This is a genomic window from Micromonospora sp. LOL_024, assembly GCF_048060415.1.
Lineage (GTDB): Bacteria > Actinomycetota > Actinomycetes > Mycobacteriales > Micromonosporaceae > Micromonospora.
On sequence record NZ_JBHMIS010000005.1, the window covers coordinates 15363 to 32359 of the forward strand.

Below are 16997 nucleotides of genomic sequence, written 5' to 3' on the forward strand. Positions count from 1 at the left end.
GCGAAGGGTGAGCCCCAGTGAGCGCGAGGAGTGAGTCCGCGTTCAGTCCGGCCGGCGCGCTGACCGCCGAGGAACTGGGCCACATTCACCTGATCGGGGTGGGTGGGGTCGGCATGAGCGGCCTGGCGCGGCTCTTCCTCACCCGGGGCCTGCCGGTTTCCGGCAGTGAGCTGCGTGAGTGGCCCTCGTTGGCTGGCCTGCGGGCGCTTGGTGGGACGATCCACATGACCCACCAGACGACCAACCTGGACGGCGTCGACACTGTCGTCTACTCGTCGGCCATTCCGGCCGACCATCTGGAGATGGTGGAGGCGCGCGAGCGGGGCCTTCGGGTGCTGCACCGTTCGGAGGCCCTGGCGGCCGCGTTGACCGGCCGCCGCACCGTGGCCGTCGCCGGTACGCACGGCAAGACCACCACCACCTCGATGGTCACCATGGTGCTGCAGCGGGCCGGCGCGGATCCGTCCTTCGTGATCGGCGGGGAGATCTCCGAGGTGGGTTCCGGTGCGCACCACGGTACCGGCGAGCACTTCGTGGTCGAGGCCGACGAGAGTGACCGGTCGTTTCTCATCTACCGCCCGTTCGTCTCGATCGTGACCAACGTGGAGGCGGATCACCTGAACACCTACGGCGACCTGGCCAACCTGGAGGCGGCCTTCGCCGAGTTCGCCCGGCTCACCGATCCGCAGGGGTTCGTGATCACCTGCGCCGACGACCCGGGTGGGCAGCGGCTGGCCGCGACGCTGCGCGCCGAGGGACGCCGGGTGTACACCTACGGTGAGTCCGCCGACGCCGACCTGCGGCTCAGTGAGATCGCCTCGTCGGCTCGCGGCGTGCGCTATCTCGCCCACCTCGACGGCCGTCCGCTGGGGGAGTTCCGGCTGCCGGTCCCGGGCCGGCACATGGGGCTGAACAGTGCCTCGGCGGTGCTGGCCGCGTACCTGTTGGAGCTGCCGCTGGCGGCGGCGGAGGCGGCGCTGGCCGCCTTCCCTGGCGTGCGTCGGCGCTTCGAGCGCAAGGGCGTCGCCGACGGGGTGCTCGTCTACGACGAGTACGCCTACCATCCGACCTCGATGACGCTGGCGCTGCGGACGCTGCGCGAGGTGGCCGCCGACGGCCGCCTGATCGTCGTCTTCCAGCCCTACCGGGTCTACCGCACCCGGGAGTTGCAGGCGGAGATCGCCGAGGCGCTCGGGCTCGCCGACGAGTTGGTGCTGCTGGAGGTCTTCGGGCCGGGCGAGCAGCGGGGACCGGGTGAGGGATCGGCGGCACTGGTCGCGGCGGTGTCGCTGCCGTCCGAGCGGAAGGTCTTCGTCGACTCGTGGGAGGCCGCGCCGGCGGAGGTGGCTCGCCGGGCCCGGCCCGGCGACGTGGTGGTGACGATGGGTGCTCCGCCGATCTCGCTGATGGGCGACGAGTTGCTTGCCGTGCTCGGTGCGCGTAGCGCACACCCGCAGGCGATTGTCGGCACCGCGCCGGGCCGTACGGCCGGGGGGTCTACGAGCGTCGGCGGCAACGCTCCTGGCGGCGTCGGCGTGGACGGCTCGGCGCCCGTGGTGGAATGAGCCCCGGACCGGCCCGTGGGCGGGGCACCGGAGTGGACGGCGGTGCGGGTCGCCGCTCCACCCGGCGGTGGCAGTTGGTCCGTGCCGGCAGCGATGCGGTGCCGGCCTCCACCCGGCGGTTCATGGCCCGGGCCCGGCGTCGCCGGATGCGCGCCGCGCTGCCCTGGGCGGTGGCCGGCGGGGTGGCCGGGCTGGCCGGGCTGGTGGCGTGGGCGCTGCTCGGCACCGGCCTGTTCGGGGTGCGTGAGGTGCGGGTGGAGGGGGCGGAACTGGTGACGGCGGTGCAGGTGCGGGACGCGGCAGGGGTCCCCGACGGTGCTCCGCTGGCCCGGGTCGACCTGGCCGAGCTGGCGGACCGGATCGGTGTCTTGCCTCCGGTGGAGCGGGTGACGGTGGCCCGGGACTGGCCGGACGCGCTGGTGGTCCGGCTGACCGAGCGAACTGGTGTGGCGGTGGCGCCGCGCGGGGAGCAGTTCGCCGTGCTCGACGCCGCCGGGGTGGTGTTCCGGACGGTGCCGCAACGGCCGGATGGACTGCCGATGGTGCGGCTGGCCACGCCCGGCCCGGACGACCCGGACACCCGGGCCGGGTTGGAGGTGCTCGGCGTGCTCACCCCGCAGCTTCGGGAGCAACTGGTGGAGGTCACGGTCGACGGGCTGGCGCGGATCAGCCTGCGGTTGCGGGACGAGCGCACGGTGTTCTGGGGTGACGCGACCCGCGGGGCCGACAAGTCGCGGGTGGCCACCGCGCTGCTCGATCAGGACGCCGCCCGCATCGACGTGAGTGCGCCGGACGTGGTGACCTTTCGATGAACCTGTCTCGCTGTGCCGGCGACACGCCGGAAGGGTCCTTGGCTCATCGCTCGGCGGCGCTTACGTTGCCCGGAAGAGGTTCAGTGGTTGACATAACTCTCACCCTCTAGTAGAGGGTGAGGGTTTACCTCTCGGCCTCGCTGGTGACAGCTGCGTCGACCGTTCCGGCCCGGCCGTGGCCGGTCGGGGCAGTAGCCAGTCTCGAAGGGAAAGGACCGGAGATGACACCTCCGCACAACTACCTGGCGGTCATCAAGGTCGTCGGCATCGGGGGCGGCGGGGTCAACGCCGTCAACCGGATGATCGAGGTTGGGCTCAAGGGCGTCGAGTTCATCGCGATCAACACGGACGCGCAGGCGCTGTTGATGAGCGACGCCGACGTCAAGCTCGACGTCGGGCGCGAGCTGACCCGCGGGCTGGGTGCCGGCGCCAATCCGGATGTCGGAAAGAACGCCGCCGAGGACCACCGCGACGAGATCGAGGAGGTACTCAAGGGTGCCGACATGGTCTTTGTCACCTGTGGCGAGGGCGGCGGCACCGGCACCGGCGGTGCTCCCGTGGTGGCGAACATCGCCCGCAAGCTCGGCGCGTTGACCATCGGAGTGGTGACCCGTCCGTTCTCCTTCGAGGGCAAGCGCCGCCAGGTGCAGGCCGAGGCCGGCATCGACGAGCTGCGCAACCAGTGCGACACCCTGATCGTCATTCCCAACGACCGGCTACTGGCGCTCGGCGACCGCAACATCAGCATGATGGACGCGTTCCGCACGGCCGACCAGGTGCTCCTTTCCGGTGTTCAGGGCATCACTGACCTGATCACCACTCCTGGTCTGATCAACCTGGACTTCGCTGATGTCAAGAGTGTGATGAGCGGCGCCGGCAGCGCGTTGATGGGGATCGGCAGTGCGCGGGGGGAGAACCGTGCGGTCGAGGCTGCCGAGGCGGCCATCTCCAGCCCGCTGCTGGAACAGAGCATGGACGGTGCGCGTGGCGTGCTGCTTTCCATCGCTGGCGGCTCCGACCTCGGCCTGTTCGAGATCAACGACGCGGCGCAGCTGGTCACCGACGCGGCACACCCGGACGCCAACATCATCTTCGGCGCGGTGATCGACGACGCGCTCGGCGACGAGGTGCGGGTCACCGTGATAGCGGCCGGCTTCGACGGTGGCACGCCGGCCTACAAGGCGGTCGATTCGACCCGCAAGACCAACCAGAACCAGCCCGCCGCCCCGAGTAACCCGGTCGTGCCGTCGCCTGCCGCTCCGGTCGCACCGCAGGCGCCGCGTCGCGTGCTCTTCGACGACGTGGACGTGCCGGACTTCCTCAAGAACGGGTCCTGAACGACACCGATGACCGACAGCGGAGACCTGGCGAGCCCCGACCGGCGCGCCGAAATCGCGGCCGGGCTTGCCCGTGTACATGCTCGCATCACCGATGCCTGTGCCGCGGCGGGCCGGAATCGGGCTGAGGTGACCATGATCGCGGTGACCAAGACCTATCCGGCCTCCGACGTGGTGGCGCTGGCCGGCCTCGGAGTGACCGACATGGGGGAGAACCGCGACCAGGAGGCGGCGGCGAAGGCCACGCAGGTCGCCGCCGCCGGGGCCACGCCGCGCTGGCACTTCGTCGGCCGGCTGCAACGGAACAAGGTCAAGTCCGTGCTGCGGTACGCGGACGTGGTCCAGTCCGTCGACAGCGTGCGGCTGGCGTCCGCGCTGGGCACAGCGGCCACGTCCGGCGGCCGGGACCGGCCACTGGACGTGCTGGTGCAGGTCAGTATCGACGCCGACCCGGCGCGGGGCGGCGCGGTGCCGGACTCGGCCGATCCGGAGGTCGGGCTCGCCCCGGTCGCCGAGGCGGTCGCCGCCGCCGGTGGGCTGCGGCTGGCCGGCCTGATGGCGGTGGCGCCGTTGGGCTGGGAGCCGGCGCGGGCGTTCGCCCGGCTGGCCGGGATCGCGGCAGCCCTGCGGGTCGATCATCCACAGGCCACCGCGCTTTCGGCCGGCATGAGCGGCGACCTGGAGGCGGCGATCGCTCACGGCGCGACACATGTCCGCGTCGGCAGCGCGTTGCTCGGAATGCGTCCCACGCTGGGGTAGCCTGACCACGAGGGAAGCAAATTACACCAGTGTTGTTTGCGGGAACGGCCTTCCCGGTGACGGGGGGTATGACGTGCAACGCGAATTGCGCGTCGGGGGATTGCCGTTCCGGTTCGGTGGGCAGGAATAGTCCACTCGCGACCGGCGACACGGCGGGGGCGTGTGCCGCACGGCGGACGGGAAGGGCGCGGGATGGGTGCACTGCGCAAGGCGGGGGTCTGGCTCGGACTTGTCGAAGAGGACGACGAGCGGGCCTACGACGACGGTGGCTACGACAAGGGTGGCTACCGTGAGTCGCGCTATCGGCAGAGTCGGTACGCCGAGGAGTTTGCCGACGAGGAGGACGAGGCGGAGGAGCCGCCGGCACCTCGTCCCCGGCTGGGTGACCGTGGCCGGATCAGCGAGCGTTCGAGTCGACTGGGCGACGCGGATCGGCTGGAGTCCGAGCGTCCGGAGCGGTCCGAGCGGTCCAGTGTCCGGTCGATCACCCGGTCCACCGGCGAGTCGTCCGGCGCGCTGACCTACCACACCCGCGACAACCTCGCGCTGGCGCCGCAGGCGCAGCCCCGTGAGCGTGCCCTGCTGCCCGAGGAGGAGCAGCGTTACCAGATCACCACGCTGCACCCGACCACCTACCGTGAGGCCCGGACGATCGGTGAGCACTTCCGGGACGGGGTGCCAGTGATCATCAACCTCACCGAAATGGACGAGGCGGATGCCCGCCGTCTGGTGGACTTCGCCGCCGGGCTGGCCTTCGGGCTGCGCGGTACGATCGAGCGCGTGACCAACCGGGTGTTCCTGCTCTCGCCGGCCAATGTCCAGGTCACCGCTGAGGACAAGGCCAAGATCGCTGAGGGCGGGTTTTTCAGCCTGAGTTGACCCGCCCGACCCGAGGGACGCCGCCTGCCGTGTTGTCGATCTTGTTTCAGGTCCTCTACCTGATCACGTATGTCTTTCTGATCATTCTTCTGGCCCGTTTCGTCCTGAGCGCAGTGCTCCAGTACGGTCGGCGCTGGCAGCCCGGTCGGGGAGCATCGGCCGGACTGGAATCCGTGTGGAGCGTCACTGATCCCCCGCTCTGGGCGTTGAGGCGTGTGATCCCTCCGCTGCGGATTGGTACCGTGAGCATCGACCTGGCCTCCCTTGTGCTCCTGGTTATCCTGTTCGTGCTGATGAGGTTTGTGTTAGAGCCGGCGATCATCAGGACCGCCTGATGACCGACGCGCTATCGCGGCCGCAACTGACCCGAGGAGTTTCGATGCCGCTGACCCCGGCCGACGTCCATAACGTCGCCTTCAAGAAGCCGCCGATCGGCAAGCGGGGCTACGACGAGGAGGAGGTCGACGCCTTCCTGGACGAGGTCGAGCGCGAGCTCGCCCGTCTGATCGAGGAGAACAACGAGCTGCGCGCCCAGGTGGAGCGCGGCGGACGGGGCGGCGCCCCGGCCGGTCCCGGCGGCGATGCCCGTATGGCAGCCGAGCTCAACGACGTCAAGACCCAGCTCGACCGGGTACAGCGCGACAAGGCCGCCGCCGAGCAGGCCGCCCGCGCCATGCAGGCCGAGCTGGAGCAGGTCCGGACCGTCGGTGGTGCGGTGCCGGGTGGCGACGGTGAGCAGCAGGCGCTGCGGGTGCTGATGATGGCCCAGCGCACGGCGGACGACCACGTCTCCGACGCTCGCCGTGAGGCGGACCAACTGCTTTCCGAGGCCCGGTCCAAGGCCGAGGAGGTCACCCGCGAAGCCCGTGCCAAGGCCGACGCGCTCGAGCGCGACGCCCGCCAGCGGCACCAGGAGGCCATGGGCGGCCTGGACGCCAAGCGCACCGCGTTGCAGAAGCACATCGAGGAGCTCAAGCAGTTCGAGCGGGAGTACCGCACCCGGCTCAAGGCGTACCTGGAGAGCCAGCTGCGTGACCTCGACGGTCGCGGTCAGGGCCTGGAGGCCGAGATGACCCGGGGCGACAGCACCCGGGCCGCCGCCGGCAACGGGCTCGCCGCCGCCGGGCTCGCCGGATCCTACGGCGGAGGGCGCTCCGGGGCTCTTGAGGCCGGTCGCTGAACGGGCCGGTGACCGCCGCCGACGCGGCGATCACCCGCCCTGCCTCATCGGTACGACGCGGCGGGGGTGAGCCGTGATAGTCATCAGTCTCGTGCTCATCCTCGTCGCGGTGGTGCTGCTGGTGCTCGGCCTGGCCGGCAGTTCCAGCGCGCTACTGGTCATCTCGATCGCGGCCAGCCTGTTGGCCGCCGTGGCACTGGTCACGGGCGCCCGCCAGGCGGCCGCCGGCCGGGCCTCGACGCAGGACGTAGCCCAGGCGGGCCGGTCAGCGGAGCCGGTCGGCCCGGCTGCTTCGGCCGGACGCGAACCGGGCATTCCCCCGCAGTGCACTCCAGCAACCGTTGATGCCGGGTGGCGGCAACCACCCGGCTCGCCGGTGACGGGCCTGCGGGGGCGGCTCGACGACGGGTACGACGACGAGCCGGCGGCCCAGGAAAGCACTGCGGATCAGGTTGCCCTGGTGGCCCGTCTCGCGGACGACGTGCGGGTCGTCGACGGCCGGCCGCGTTATCACCTCGACGAGTGTCCGCACCTGGTCGGGCGGGAGCACGAACCGCTGCCCGTCGCCGAGGCGGTCGAACTCGGCTTCACTCCGTGCGGGCACTGCACCCCGGACACCATCCTGCTGTCGGAATCCGGACGTCGCTGAGCGCCGGCGCCGAGCTGATGGACGATTCGCTCACCGTCGCGGTCCGGGTGAAGCCGGGCGCGTCCCGGGCCCGGGTGGGCGGCCGGTTCGACGGCCCACACGGGCCGGCGCTGGTGATCGCGGTGAATCCTCCGGCAGCCGACGGGCGGGCCACCGAGGCCGCCCGCCGCGCGCTGGCCGCCGCCCTCGGCGTCCGGCCGGCCGCCGTGTCGTTGCGTCACGGCGTGGTGAGCAGGGACAAGATCTTCCGGATCAGGCCCGCTGGGCCGGATCTGATCGGTCGCCTGGGCCGGCTGCGTGACGGCGCCGAACCGACCGGTTGAACGCCTGTGATCTGCTAGCGTTCCCTTTGCCCTGATTTGGCAGGAGTCGGGGTGGAGCGGGCGCTTCGGTGGGGCACGTTGTCGGACGCCTGTACGTTCCGTATCCTTGCCAACCTCCGGAGTGCGCGCCTCGTGGCCGTGTGCCCGTTTTGTACTCGGGGCGGCCGATGTCGGCGGCCCCTGTCCAGGTGCCGTGCCAGCCGCGGCTCCGTGGCAGAGGGAGCGACTATGGCCAAGCCAGCCGAGACCAGGACCGCAGGCCGGAAGCCGCCGGCGAAGTCCACCCGCAGTGCCGCGGAGACCGAGAAGATCCGAGCCGCGTTGGCGGCTCGGCACGACGAACTGCGAGCCGAGTACGATCAGACGCTGAGCGAGATCACCGAGTTGCAGCGCGACCGTCTGACCGATTCGGCCGGGGATGACCAGGCCGACACCGGCACCAAGACGTTCGAGCGGGAGCAGGAGATCTCTCTCGCCAACAACATCCTGGAACGGATCACGCAGGTCGAGCGCGCCCTGGAGCGCCTCGACGAGGGTGGCTACGGCTGGTGTGCGCGGTGCGCCAAGCCCATACCGGTGGAGCGGCTGGCCGCCTTCCCATCGGCCACCCTCTGCGTGACCTGCAAGCAGCTGGAGGAGCGGCGCTGACGGCGCGCTTCCCGGCGCCCGTGCGCGACGGTGCGACAACACCGCCGCCGTTGTCGATGGGGAGTAGATGAGCGCTGCACCGCCCGCTGGATCCGGGACCGCCGAACCGGCCACCGTCGTGAGATCGCGGCGTCGGCCCGTCACGCTCCTGCTCTGCCTCGCGGCGTTCGCGCTGGCCGTCGACGTGCTGACCAAACACCTGGCGCTGCTCGAACTGAGCGACCGGGAACCGGTGCGACTGCTCGGCGGAGCCGTCTATCTCTCCCTGACCCGCAACAGCGGTGCCGCGTGGAGCCTCGGCAAGGACTACACCTGGATCTTCCCGCTGATCGCGATCGGCGTGCTGGGCTGGATCGCCTGGATGGCGCGTACCCTGCGCTCGGTGCCGTGGGCGGTCTCGCTCGGCCTGGTGGTCGGCGGGGTGGTCGGCAACCTGATCGACCGGATCTTCCGGGCCCCGGGCTGGTTCGTCGGGCACGTGGTCGACATGGTCAGTGTCTTCGACCCGTACGGTCGGGTTTTCCCGATCTTCAATGTCGCCGACAGCGCCCTGGTCTGCGGCGTGCTGCTCGCCGTCGGCCTGGAGTTCACCGGCCGTCAGCGCGACGGTACCCGGGCCCCGGGCGACGACCGGCGGGCCGCCCCACCCGGTGAGCCTGCTCTGACCGACACCGACACCGACACCGAATCCGGCCGGCGGGAGCGCGCATGAGCACCACCTTCACCGCCAGCGGTGACCAGCGCAGTCTGCCGGTGCCCGACGGGCTCGACGGGATGCGGCTCGACCAGGCCGTGGCCCGGCTGTTCGGCCTCTCCCGGACGGCCGCCGCGGCGCTCGTCGACGCGGGTGAGGCCCGCCTCGACGGGACGGTGCGCGCCAACTCGCACAAGGTCCGGGCGGGCTCCTGGCTGGAGGTGACGCTGCCCGCGCCGGCCGCGACGCCCGTGACGGTGCCGCAGGCGGTGCCCGGTCTGCTGGTGGTCCACGCCGACGACGACATTGTGGTGGTCGACAAGCCGGTCGGGGTGGCCGCGCATCCCAGCCCCGGCTGGACCGGACCGACCGTGATCGGCGGGCTGGCCGCGATCGGGCACACCATCGCCACCAGCGGCGCCGCCGAGCGGCAGGGCGTGGTTCACCGGCTCGACGTCGGCACCACCGGGGTCATGGTGGTGGCCAAGAGCGAACAGGCGTACAGCGTGCTGAAGCGGGCCTTCAAGGAGCGCGAGGTGGAGAAGCGGTACCACGCGGTGGTGCAGGGGCATCTCGATCCGCTGCGCGGCACCGTCGACGCCCCGATCGACCGCCACCCCCACCACGACTACCGGTGGGCGGTCGTCTCCGGCGGGAAGCCGAGCATCACCCACTACGACACGATCGAGGCGTTCCCATCGGCGAGTTTGGTCGACGTGCGGCTGGAGACGGGCCGTACCCACCAGATCCGGGTGCACTTCTCGACCCTGCGGCACCCGTGCGTGGGGGATCTGACGTACGGCGCCGATCCGACGCTTTCCGGGCGGTTGAGGCTGGACCGGCAGTGGTTGCACGCCAGAGAATTGAGCTTCCAGCACCCCCGTACGGGGGACGAGGTCCGCTTCGTCAGCGACTACCCTGACGATCTGGGACGCGCGCTGGACATCCTCCGCGACTGACGCGCCCACCCGTTGCGACCGATCGACGAGGGGACCGCCCGTGCGTGCCGGCGATCTGCTGCGGCAGCTGGATCAGCGTCTGCTGCCCCGCCTCGTCTCCACGGTGGCCGGTCTCGGTCAGAGCCCGGCCCGGGCTACGCTGGTCGGGTGGGTGGCCACCCTGTCGTGCGCCGCCGTGCTGGCCACGGCCGTGCTGACCACCGGGGGTCCGCCCGGGCAGGACCGGACGGTCGGCGAGGTGACCCGGGTGGGGGTCGTCGACGGCGACTCGATCGTGGGCTACGAGCAGCAGGCCGCCGCCGACCTGGCGGCGCTGGCCGGCGGGTTGCTCGGTGACGGCACCTACGCCCTGGTCTCGCTGAGCGAGTACCTCACTCCGCAGTCGCTCGCGGCGGTGGTCGCTGACGTGGGAGTCGCGGTCGTGTTCGGGCGGGTTCCGTTGCCCGACCGGCAGACCGAAATCGTCCGCATTCCGGCGCAACGGGTGCCCGAAGACGTGACGGCCGGGATGGTCGAGCTGGCCGAGCGTAAGGAGCGGGAGGCCGCGGACTACCGCTCGCGGGCCACCGCGCTGGGCGGCGGCGGGCCCCAGGAACGGGAGTTGCGCCAGCTGTACATCAGCGGGGCCCAGATGGCGGAGGCGGAGTCGACGGCCTACCGGGCGGGCTGTGCCTGCCTCTACGCCATGGTGGTACGCGCCGCGCCGGCGAAGCTACGCGGTGTCGCGGACCGGCCCAGCGTGCGGGTGGTCGACCCGGCGCCAGAGGTCAGCCGGCTGGAGCGCACGGTGTTCAGTCCCCCACTGCCCGAGCAGCGGGGCGTGTCCCGGCCGCCGGTCGACCGGGAGCCGTCGGCCGATCCGACGCCGAGCCCCTCGGCGAGTTCGTTGGTGCCGGCGCCGGTGCCGGAGGAACGCTCGTCGGCCCCGGAGGTGACGGATTCGTCACCATTGCCGGCGGTATCTTCGCCCTCACCCCCGGGCACGATGTCGTGGAGGCCCTCCACCTCGGTCGACACCACCGAGGGCGACGATGTGAGTCCCGCACCTTGATGGTTGCCGACACATCGGTGTACCGCCCGGTGTGGCCTGAACGGGCTTTCGTTCGTAGCCTGTCAGACGGAAACCGAAGCGCTGGGGAGGCGAGCCGTGGACGGCAGCGAGACCGGTTGGGGACGACCCGCCGAACCGGCACCGCGATGGCGGGCGTTGCTCGACCGAGCCCGCCTCGGCGGTCGCAGCAACGAGCCGCCGGCCGCTGAACGGCCGGCGGAAGAGGCTCCACCGGCATCGCCCGAGCCGTTGCCGCGGCGGGGGCCGGGCTCCGGCTTCGCCGGTCGGGTACCCCCGGTCGGGCCGCCGGCAGATCGGTCGTACGGCGCCGATCCCGGCTACCGGCCAGATCCCGGCTACCGGCCCGAGCCGGCACGCCCGCCCCAGCCCCACCGGGGGCAGCCTCCGTACCCGCCGGTGCCGGAGCCGCGCCGCCCCGATTCGGTCCAGTCGCGTTACACCCTGCTGGACAACGGCTACCGGCACGCCGCGCCACCGGCGGAGTCCCGGTACGCGTTGCTGGACAACGGCGGCTACCAGCCCGTGTCACCGGCACCGGTCACGCCCGCACCGGTCACGCCGGCACCCGCGCCGCCGCCGTCCACCCCGTCACCGGCGGTGGCCGGCCGTCCGGGGCGCATCGAGTGGCGGGCACGGGGCGTCAACAGCGAACTCGAACGGGCCGCTGCCGTGCTCCGCCGGGACCTGGGCACACCGCGGGTGATCGCCTTCGCCAACCCCAAGGGCGGCGTCCACAAGACCACGGCCACCGTGCTGGCCGCGGCCACCGTCGGCAGCGTACGCGGGCGTGGCGTGCTGGCCTGGGACGACAACGAGTTGCGCGGCACCCTCGGGCTGCGGGCCGGCAGTGCCCGGCACGCCCGCACGATCCGGCATCTGGTCGCCGAACTGGCACAGATCGAGATCCGCGACGGCGCGGAGCTGCTGGAGATCCTCGACGACTACCTTCGGCACGCCTCCGACGGCTCGTACGACGTGCTGGCCGGCGAGGAGAGCCCTCGGTTCGCCCAGCGGCTGGACCAGTTCACCGTCAAGCGGGTGCTGGAACTGCTGCGCCGCACCCACGACGTGATCTGCGTGGACACCGGTAACAACGTGGAGAGTCCGAACTGGCGCGCCGTGATGCAGGCCGCCGACCAGCTCGTGGTCACCACCGTGCCACGGGAGGACGCCGCGTTCAGTGCCGACTGGATGCTCGACCTGCTACACGAGGAGGGCATGGGTGAGCTGGCCGACAACGCGGTCACTTTGATCTCCTGCCCCACGCCCGGCCGGCTGCCGTTGCAGGATGACCTGGAGCGGCACTTCGCCAGCCGGACGCGGGCGGTGGCTGTGGTGCCGTACGACCCGACGCTGGAGACCGGCTCCTCGATCGAGTACCACCAGCTCCAAGCCGAGACCCGGCAGGCGTGGCTGCGGGCGGCCTCGGCGATGCTGGAACCCTTCGGAAGTTGACGGGCCGCCGGGACCGGACGGCGGAAGGCCGCGTCGTCGCGGAAAAGCCGCGTCGCAACCCTTGGCGCCGACACCGTGCACGGCTCGCGCGGGGAACTGCGAGGATCATCGGGTGAGCCCGGACACCCCCGCCGCCGAACCGCCCGTACCGGCATCGCCCGACGAGCCGCAGCCACAGCGCCGTCCCGCCCGCGTGGTGGCGGTCGGTGCGGTGACGGTATTGGTCCTCGCGGTGCTGGGTGCCCCGCTGGGGTTGCTCTGGGCGGCGCTCGCGCCCGCCACCCCGGTGATCAAGAGTGGCGACGGAGCGGTCTACGGACAGCCGCAGCCGGAACAGCCGGTCGCCGCCGATGGATGGTTCAGCCTGCTGGGGTTGGCCTTCGGGGTGCTCGCCGGGCTCGTGGTGTGGTTCGTGCTACGCCGTCGCCGAGGACCGGTCGGGCTGTTCGCCGTGGTGGTCGGCGGGCTCGCCACCGGAGTCGTCGCCTGGCAGGTGGGTCGCCGTATCGGGTTGGCCGGCTACCAGCGGTTGCTGGAGACCGCACCGGACGGGACGCCCCTGACCAAGCCGGCGGGTCTGAGGGCCGGCGGGGTCGAGCTGTTCCTCGGGGTGCTGCCGGTGCCGTACGGCAACCTGTTGCTGCCGGCGTTCGGCGCGGCGGCGGCGTACACCCTGCTGGCCGGCTGGTCGCGGTGGCCGTCGCTGCGCCCCGAGCCGGAGCCCAACCCGGCCTGGCTCACCGGTCACCCGCCGGCCGGCCCGGCCGGCGAGCCGGCGGACGAGGTCAGTTCGCCGTCGGCGGCGTCCTGGCCAGCTCCGCCAGCGGCACCGGAACCGCCCGCACCTGGCGCAGCAGAGCCGCCTCGCGGTTGAGCAGCCGCAGCTCGGCGTGCAGCCGGGCTGCCGTGTCGTCGATGGCGAGAAGCCGCTGCCGGTCGGCCACCGTGAGCGCCGCGGTCGCGGCCACCAGATGGGAGAGCACCGTCGGGTCCTCGGGCAGTTGCTCGGTCAGCTGGCCCGGCTCGGCCTGGATCAGGCCGAGGTACTGCCGGAAGACGGCGATCACCCGCGCCGCCAGCGCCCCGGCGGCGGCGTCTGGGCCGTCCGGCTCGGGCAGCCACTGCACCTGGGCGGTCAGGTACGGCGCGGAGTGCTGGTTGACGTCGGCCATCCGGAACCGCCGCCGCCCGACGGTGACGATGTCGAAGCCGCCGTCGGCGAGTTCGGTGACCTGCCGCAGCTCGGCAGTGCAGCCGACCTCGTGCAGCGTCACCTCATCGGTGCCGGGCACGGCCCGGCCGGCGGCCGGGGCGACCTCCCAGCCACTGCGGATGGCCACCACCCCGAACTCGCGTGCCGCTCCCTCCGGCAGCCCGACCAGGTGGCGGACCAGGGCGCGGTAGCGCTCCTCGAAGATGTGCAGCGGTAGCACCAGCCCGGGAAAGAGCACCGTGGCGAGCGGGAACACCGGCAGCCGTGCGGTCACGTGATCGAGCGTAGCCCGATCGGCGGCCGGCGGAGTGTCCCGGCTCACCGTCCCGGACGGCGGGCGGCGTCGGTCGGCCCGTCGCGGGCAGCCTAGACTCGCAGGGGTGTTGAACCGGATGGACCTTCGTGGTGCCGCCGAGGCGGACCCGCGTGACCTGCTGCCACGTGCCCGACTCGACGTCTCGGTGGCCGTCGAGCGCATCCGTCCCCTGGTGGCCGCGGTCCGTGAGCATGGTTACCCGGCGGTCCGCGAGGCAAGCGAACGGTTCGACGGGGTCGCACCGGAGTCGCTGCGGGTACCCACCGAGGCGATCGCGGCGGCGGAGGGCACCCTGGACCCGCAGGTCCGTGCCGCCCTGCTGGAGTCGATCGCCCGGGCCCGCAGGGTGCACGACGAGCAGCGCCGGGCCGACCACACCACCCAGGTCGTGCCGGGCGGCACGGTCACCGAGCGTTGGGTACCGGTCGACCGGGTCGGCCTCTACGTCCCCGGCGGGTTGGCGATGTACCCGTCCACCGTGGTGATGAACGTGGTGCCCGCCCAGGCGGCCGGAGTCCGGTCGCTGGTGGTGGCCAGCCCGCCCCAGCAGGACAACGGCGGCCTGCCCGACCAGCGGGTGCTGGCCGCCTGCGCGCTGCTCGGCGTCGACGAGGTGTACGCCGTCGGCGGCGCGCAGGCCGTGGCGATGCTGGCGTACGGCTGCGCGGTGGACTTCGCCGGCAGCGCGCACTGCGCGCCGGTCGACATGATCACCGGTCCGGGCAACATCTGGGTCACCGCGGCGAAGCGGCTGCTGCGCGGCGTGGTCGGCATCGACGCCGAGGCCGGACCGACCGAGATCGCGGTCCTGGCCGACGACACCGCCGACCCGGGGCACGTGGCCGCCGACCTGATCAGCCAGGCCGAGCACGACCCGCTCGCGGCCAGTGTGCTGGTCACCCCGTCGGTCGCGCTGGCCGACGCGGTGGACCGGGAACTGGCGCGGCAGGTGCCGGCGACCAAGCACGCCGAACGGGTCGCCACCGCGCTGGGCGGCGAGCAGAGCGGGGTGGTGCTGGTCGACGACCTGGCGGCGGGGCTGCGGGTGGTCGACGCGTACGCCGCGGAGCACCTGGAGATCCAGACCGCCGACGCGCGCGAGTGGGCGATGCGGGTACGAAACGCCGGTGCGATCTTCGTCGGCGGGTACTCGCCGGTCTCGCTGGGCGACTACTGCGCCGGCTCCAACCACGTGCTGCCCACCGGCGGATGCGCCCGGCACTCCTCCGGGTTGTCGGTGCAGTCCTTCCTGCGCGGCATCCACCTGGTGGAGTACTCCGAGGCGGCGCTGCGGGAGGTCGCCGGGCACGTGGTCACCCTGGCGAACGTGGAGAACCTGCCGGCGCACGGCCAGGCCGTCACCGCCCGGTTCGGTGATCCCGCATGACTGGTCTGGACGAGCTGCCGATCCGCGACGACCTGCGCGGGCTGTCGCCGTACGGTGCGCCGCAGCTGGACGTGCCGGTGCGGCTGAACACCAACGAGAACTCCTACCCGGTGCCGGAGCCGGTGGTCGAGGCGATCGGCAAGGCTGTCGCCGCCGAGCTGCGCGACCTGAACCGCTACCCGGACCGGGACGCGCTGGCGCTCCGGGCCGACCTGGCCGGCTACCTCGGCCACGGGCTGAGCGCCGAGGGGGTCTGGGCGGCCAACGGCTCCAACGAGGTCCAGCAGCAGCTGCTCCAGGTGTTCGGCGGGCCGGGTCGCAGCGCACTCGGGTTCACCCCGGCGTACTCGATGCACCCGCTGCTGGCCCTGGGTACCGGCACCCGCTGGGAACCGGCCCTCCGCGGTGTGGACTTCGGGCTGACCGCGCAGGAGGCGGTGTCGCAGGTCCGCCGGCACCGCCCGGACATGGTTTTTCTCTGCTCGCCGAACAACCCCACCGGCACCGCGCTCGACCCGGCGGTGATCGCCGCCGTGCTCGACGTCGCGCCCGGCATGGTGGTGGTCGACGAGGCGTACGCGGAGTTCGCCCGGCCGGGCACGACCAGCGCGCTGGCGGTGCTGGCCGGGCATCCGCGGCTGGTGGTGACCCGGACGATGAGCAAGGCGTTCGGGTTCGCCGGCGGCCGGCTGGGCTACCTGGCCGCCGACCCGGCGGTGGTGGCGGCGGTGCAGCTGGTCCGGTTGCCGTACCACCTCTCCGCGCTCACCCAGGCCGCCGCCCGGGCCGCGCTGGCGCACCGCGCCGCCCTGCTCGGTACGGTCGCCGCGATCATGCAGCAGCGCGACCGGATCGTCACCGAGCTGCGCCGCCGCGGCCTGCGGGTCGCCGACAGCGACGCCAATTTCGTGCTGTACGAGGTCGGCGGCGACCAGTCGGCCGCCTGGCGGGCACTGCTGGGCCACGGTGTGCTGGTACGCGACGTCGGTGTGCCCGGCTGGCTGCGGGTCACCGCCGGCACCCCCGCCGAGACCGACGCCTTCCTCGCCGCCGTCGACAGGATACTCAGTGAGGCTGCGGCGTGAGCGCACCTGTCCCGCAGCCGCGACCGATGAAAGGCACGCCATGAGCCGGACCGCCCGGGTGGAGCGGATCACCAAGGAGACCAAGGTCCTGGTCGAGGTCGACCTCGACGGCACCGGCGTGGCCGGGATCAGCACCGGGGTTGGCTTCTACGACCACATGTTGCACCAGATCGCCCGGCACGGCGGCTTCGACCTGACCGTGCGGACGGTGGGTGACCTGGAAATCGACGCCCACCACACGATGGAGGACACCGCGCTGGCTCTCGGCGCCGCCTTCGATCAGGCGCTGGGGGACAAGGCCGGCATCCGAAGGTACGGCTCGGCCACCGTACCCATGGACGAGGTGCTGGTTCGGGCCGCCGTCGACCTGTCGGGCCGCCCGTACGTCGTGCACGACGAGCCGCCGCTGGCGCCGTACATCGGGCCGGTCTACCCGACCAGCATGACGCGGCACATCTGGGAGTCCTTCGGCCAGGCGGCCCGGATCACCCTGCACGTGGACGTGTTGCGAGCGGCCCGGCCGGGCGGTAACCCGGATGCCCACCACGTGGTGGAGGCGCAGTTCAAGGCGGTGTCCCGGGCGCTGCGGGAGGCCACCGCGGTGGACCCCCGCGTGGCTGGCGCGATCCCCAGCACCAAGGGTGCGCTGTGAGCGGCCCGGGCA

19 protein-coding genes are annotated in these 16997 nt (G+C 72.3%); 18 read left to right on the top strand and 1 reads right to left on the bottom strand.

Translation table 11 applies throughout. The features are described 5' to 3' along the window. The first annotated feature begins 17 nt into the window (after positions 1 to 17). The 15 genes from murC to ACFHWY_RS08545 all read left to right on the top strand — a co-directional run bounded on the left by murC (position 18) and on the right by ACFHWY_RS08545 (position 13206). On the top strand, positions 18 to 1565 hold the full coding sequence (gene murC / locus ACFHWY_RS08475; protein WP_416579561.1) for a UDP-N-acetylmuramate--L-alanine ligase: 1548 nt from the start codon (positions 18 to 20) through the stop codon (positions 1563 to 1565). A 32-nt stretch (positions 1566 to 1597) separates the two neighbouring features. Beyond that, a complete protein-coding gene (locus ACFHWY_RS08480; protein ID WP_416579749.1) occupies positions 1598 to 2377 on the top strand; it encodes a cell division protein FtsQ/DivIB in 780 nt (259 codons plus the stop codon). 221 nt (positions 2378 to 2598) lie between these two features. Then, on the top strand, positions 2599 to 3714 hold the full coding sequence (gene ftsZ / locus ACFHWY_RS08485) for a cell division protein FtsZ (protein ID WP_416579562.1): 1116 nt from the start codon (positions 2599 to 2601) through the stop codon (positions 3712 to 3714). A 9-nt stretch (positions 3715 to 3723) separates the two neighbouring features. Then, positions 3724 to 4473 carry a YggS family pyridoxal phosphate-dependent enzyme gene (locus ACFHWY_RS08490; protein WP_416579563.1) on the top strand — a complete coding sequence of 250 codons (750 nt, stop codon included), beginning with the start codon at positions 3724 to 3726 and terminating at the stop codon, positions 4471 to 4473. A 192-nt stretch (positions 4474 to 4665) separates the two neighbouring features. After that, positions 4666 to 5352 (top strand): cell division protein SepF, encoded by a 687-nt coding sequence (locus tag ACFHWY_RS08495; protein ID WP_416579564.1) that lies wholly within the window; start codon positions 4666 to 4668, stop codon positions 5350 to 5352. A gap of 29 nt (positions 5353 to 5381) precedes the next feature. After that, entirely contained in the window at positions 5382 to 5687 is a 306-nt protein-coding gene (locus tag ACFHWY_RS08500) for a YggT family protein (RefSeq protein ID WP_092382392.1), read from the top strand. Between the two features lie 44 nt (positions 5688 to 5731). Beyond that, complete coding sequence (locus ACFHWY_RS08505; protein WP_416579565.1) at positions 5732 to 6532, top strand: DivIVA domain-containing protein; 801 nt, start codon at positions 5732 to 5734, stop codon at positions 6530 to 6532. A gap of 73 nt (positions 6533 to 6605) precedes the next feature. Continuing rightward, positions 6606 to 7181 (top strand): hypothetical protein, encoded by a 576-nt coding sequence (locus ACFHWY_RS08510; protein WP_416579566.1) that lies wholly within the window; start codon positions 6606 to 6608, stop codon positions 7179 to 7181. 17 nt (positions 7182 to 7198) lie between these two features. After that, positions 7199 to 7504, top strand: a complete 306-nt coding sequence (locus ACFHWY_RS08515) for a DUF167 domain-containing protein (protein WP_416579567.1) — start codon at positions 7199 to 7201, stop codon at positions 7502 to 7504. 228 nt (positions 7505 to 7732) lie between these two features. Then, the gene (locus ACFHWY_RS08520; RefSeq protein WP_416579568.1) at positions 7733 to 8152 is read left to right on the top strand and encodes a TraR/DksA family transcriptional regulator; all 420 of its coding nucleotides are present in this window, start codon (positions 7733 to 7735) and stop codon (positions 8150 to 8152) included. Positions 8153 to 8219: 67 nt separating this feature from the next. Continuing rightward, a complete protein-coding gene (lspA, locus tag ACFHWY_RS08525) occupies positions 8220 to 8864 on the top strand; it encodes a signal peptidase II (protein ID WP_416579569.1) in 645 nt (214 codons plus the stop codon). Next, positions 8861 to 9805, top strand: coding sequence for an RluA family pseudouridine synthase (locus ACFHWY_RS08530; RefSeq protein WP_416579570.1), 945 nt, complete (start codon positions 8861 to 8863; stop codon positions 9803 to 9805). Before lspA ends, ACFHWY_RS08530 begins: the two co-directional genes overlap by 4 nt. 40 nt (positions 9806 to 9845) lie before the next feature. Next, a complete protein-coding gene (locus tag ACFHWY_RS08535) occupies positions 9846 to 10856 on the top strand; it encodes a hypothetical protein (RefSeq protein WP_416579571.1) in 1011 nt (336 codons plus the stop codon). A gap of 96 nt (positions 10857 to 10952) precedes the next feature. Beyond that, complete coding sequence (locus ACFHWY_RS08540) at positions 10953 to 12332, top strand: AAA family ATPase (RefSeq protein WP_416579572.1); 1380 nt, start codon at positions 10953 to 10955, stop codon at positions 12330 to 12332. Between the two features lie 61 nt (positions 12333 to 12393). Further along, complete coding sequence (locus ACFHWY_RS08545; RefSeq protein WP_416579573.1) at positions 12394 to 13206, top strand: DUF2567 domain-containing protein; 813 nt, start codon at positions 12394 to 12396, stop codon at positions 13204 to 13206. Here the strand turns inward: ACFHWY_RS08545 and ACFHWY_RS08550 are convergent. Continuing rightward, positions 13118 to 13819: an LON peptidase substrate-binding domain-containing protein gene (locus ACFHWY_RS08550; protein WP_416579574.1), complete on the bottom strand. Its 702-nt coding sequence runs from the start codon at positions 13817 to 13819 to the stop codon at positions 13118 to 13120. The two genes, ACFHWY_RS08545 and ACFHWY_RS08550, sit on opposite strands and share 89 nt — an antisense overlap. A gap of 106 nt (positions 13820 to 13925) precedes the next feature. Between ACFHWY_RS08550 and hisD the strand changes: the two genes are divergently transcribed. Genes hisD through hisB form a run of 3 tightly spaced genes read left to right on the top strand, consistent with a single transcriptional unit; the run spans position 13926 to position 16985 of the window. Beyond that, positions 13926 to 15248: a histidinol dehydrogenase gene (gene hisD / locus ACFHWY_RS08555; RefSeq protein WP_416579575.1), complete on the top strand. Its 1323-nt coding sequence runs from the start codon at positions 13926 to 13928 to the stop codon at positions 15246 to 15248. Continuing rightward, complete coding sequence (locus ACFHWY_RS08560) at positions 15245 to 16333, top strand: histidinol-phosphate transaminase (RefSeq protein WP_416579576.1); 1089 nt, start codon at positions 15245 to 15247, stop codon at positions 16331 to 16333. The genes hisD and ACFHWY_RS08560 overlap by 4 nt, the downstream gene beginning before the upstream one ends. A gap of 40 nt (positions 16334 to 16373) precedes the next feature. Then, a complete protein-coding gene (hisB, locus tag ACFHWY_RS08565) occupies positions 16374 to 16985 on the top strand; it encodes an imidazoleglycerol-phosphate dehydratase HisB (protein WP_416579577.1) in 612 nt (203 codons plus the stop codon). Positions 16986 to 16997 lie beyond the last annotated feature (12 nt).

What these genes read in the sequence shown, in the direction of transcription:
- ftsZ (WP_416579562.1), top strand. Translation starts at nt 2,599, where the DNA reads ATGACACCTCCGCACAACTACCTGGCGGTCATCAAGGTCGTCGGCATC.
- ACFHWY_RS08490 (WP_416579563.1), top strand. Translation starts at nt 3,724, where the DNA reads ATGACCGACAGCGGAGACCTGGCGAGCCCCGACCGGCGCGCCGAAATC.
- ACFHWY_RS08495 (WP_416579564.1), top strand. Translation starts at nt 4,666, where the DNA reads ATGGGTGCACTGCGCAAGGCGGGGGTCTGGCTCGGACTTGTCGAAGAG.
- ACFHWY_RS08505 (WP_416579565.1), top strand. Translation starts at nt 5,732, where the DNA reads ATGCCGCTGACCCCGGCCGACGTCCATAACGTCGCCTTCAAGAAGCCG.
- ACFHWY_RS08515 (WP_416579567.1), top strand. Translation starts at nt 7,199, where the DNA reads ATGGACGATTCGCTCACCGTCGCGGTCCGGGTGAAGCCGGGCGCGTCC.
- ACFHWY_RS08520 (WP_416579568.1), top strand. Translation starts at nt 7,733, where the DNA reads ATGGCCAAGCCAGCCGAGACCAGGACCGCAGGCCGGAAGCCGCCGGCG.
- lspA (WP_416579569.1), top strand. Translation starts at nt 8,220, where the DNA reads ATGAGCGCTGCACCGCCCGCTGGATCCGGGACCGCCGAACCGGCCACC.
- ACFHWY_RS08530 (WP_416579570.1), top strand. Translation starts at nt 8,861, where the DNA reads ATGAGCACCACCTTCACCGCCAGCGGTGACCAGCGCAGTCTGCCGGTG.
- ACFHWY_RS08560 (WP_416579576.1), top strand. Translation starts at nt 15,245, where the DNA reads ATGACTGGTCTGGACGAGCTGCCGATCCGCGACGACCTGCGCGGGCTG.
- hisB (WP_416579577.1), top strand. Translation starts at nt 16,374, where the DNA reads ATGAGCCGGACCGCCCGGGTGGAGCGGATCACCAAGGAGACCAAGGTC.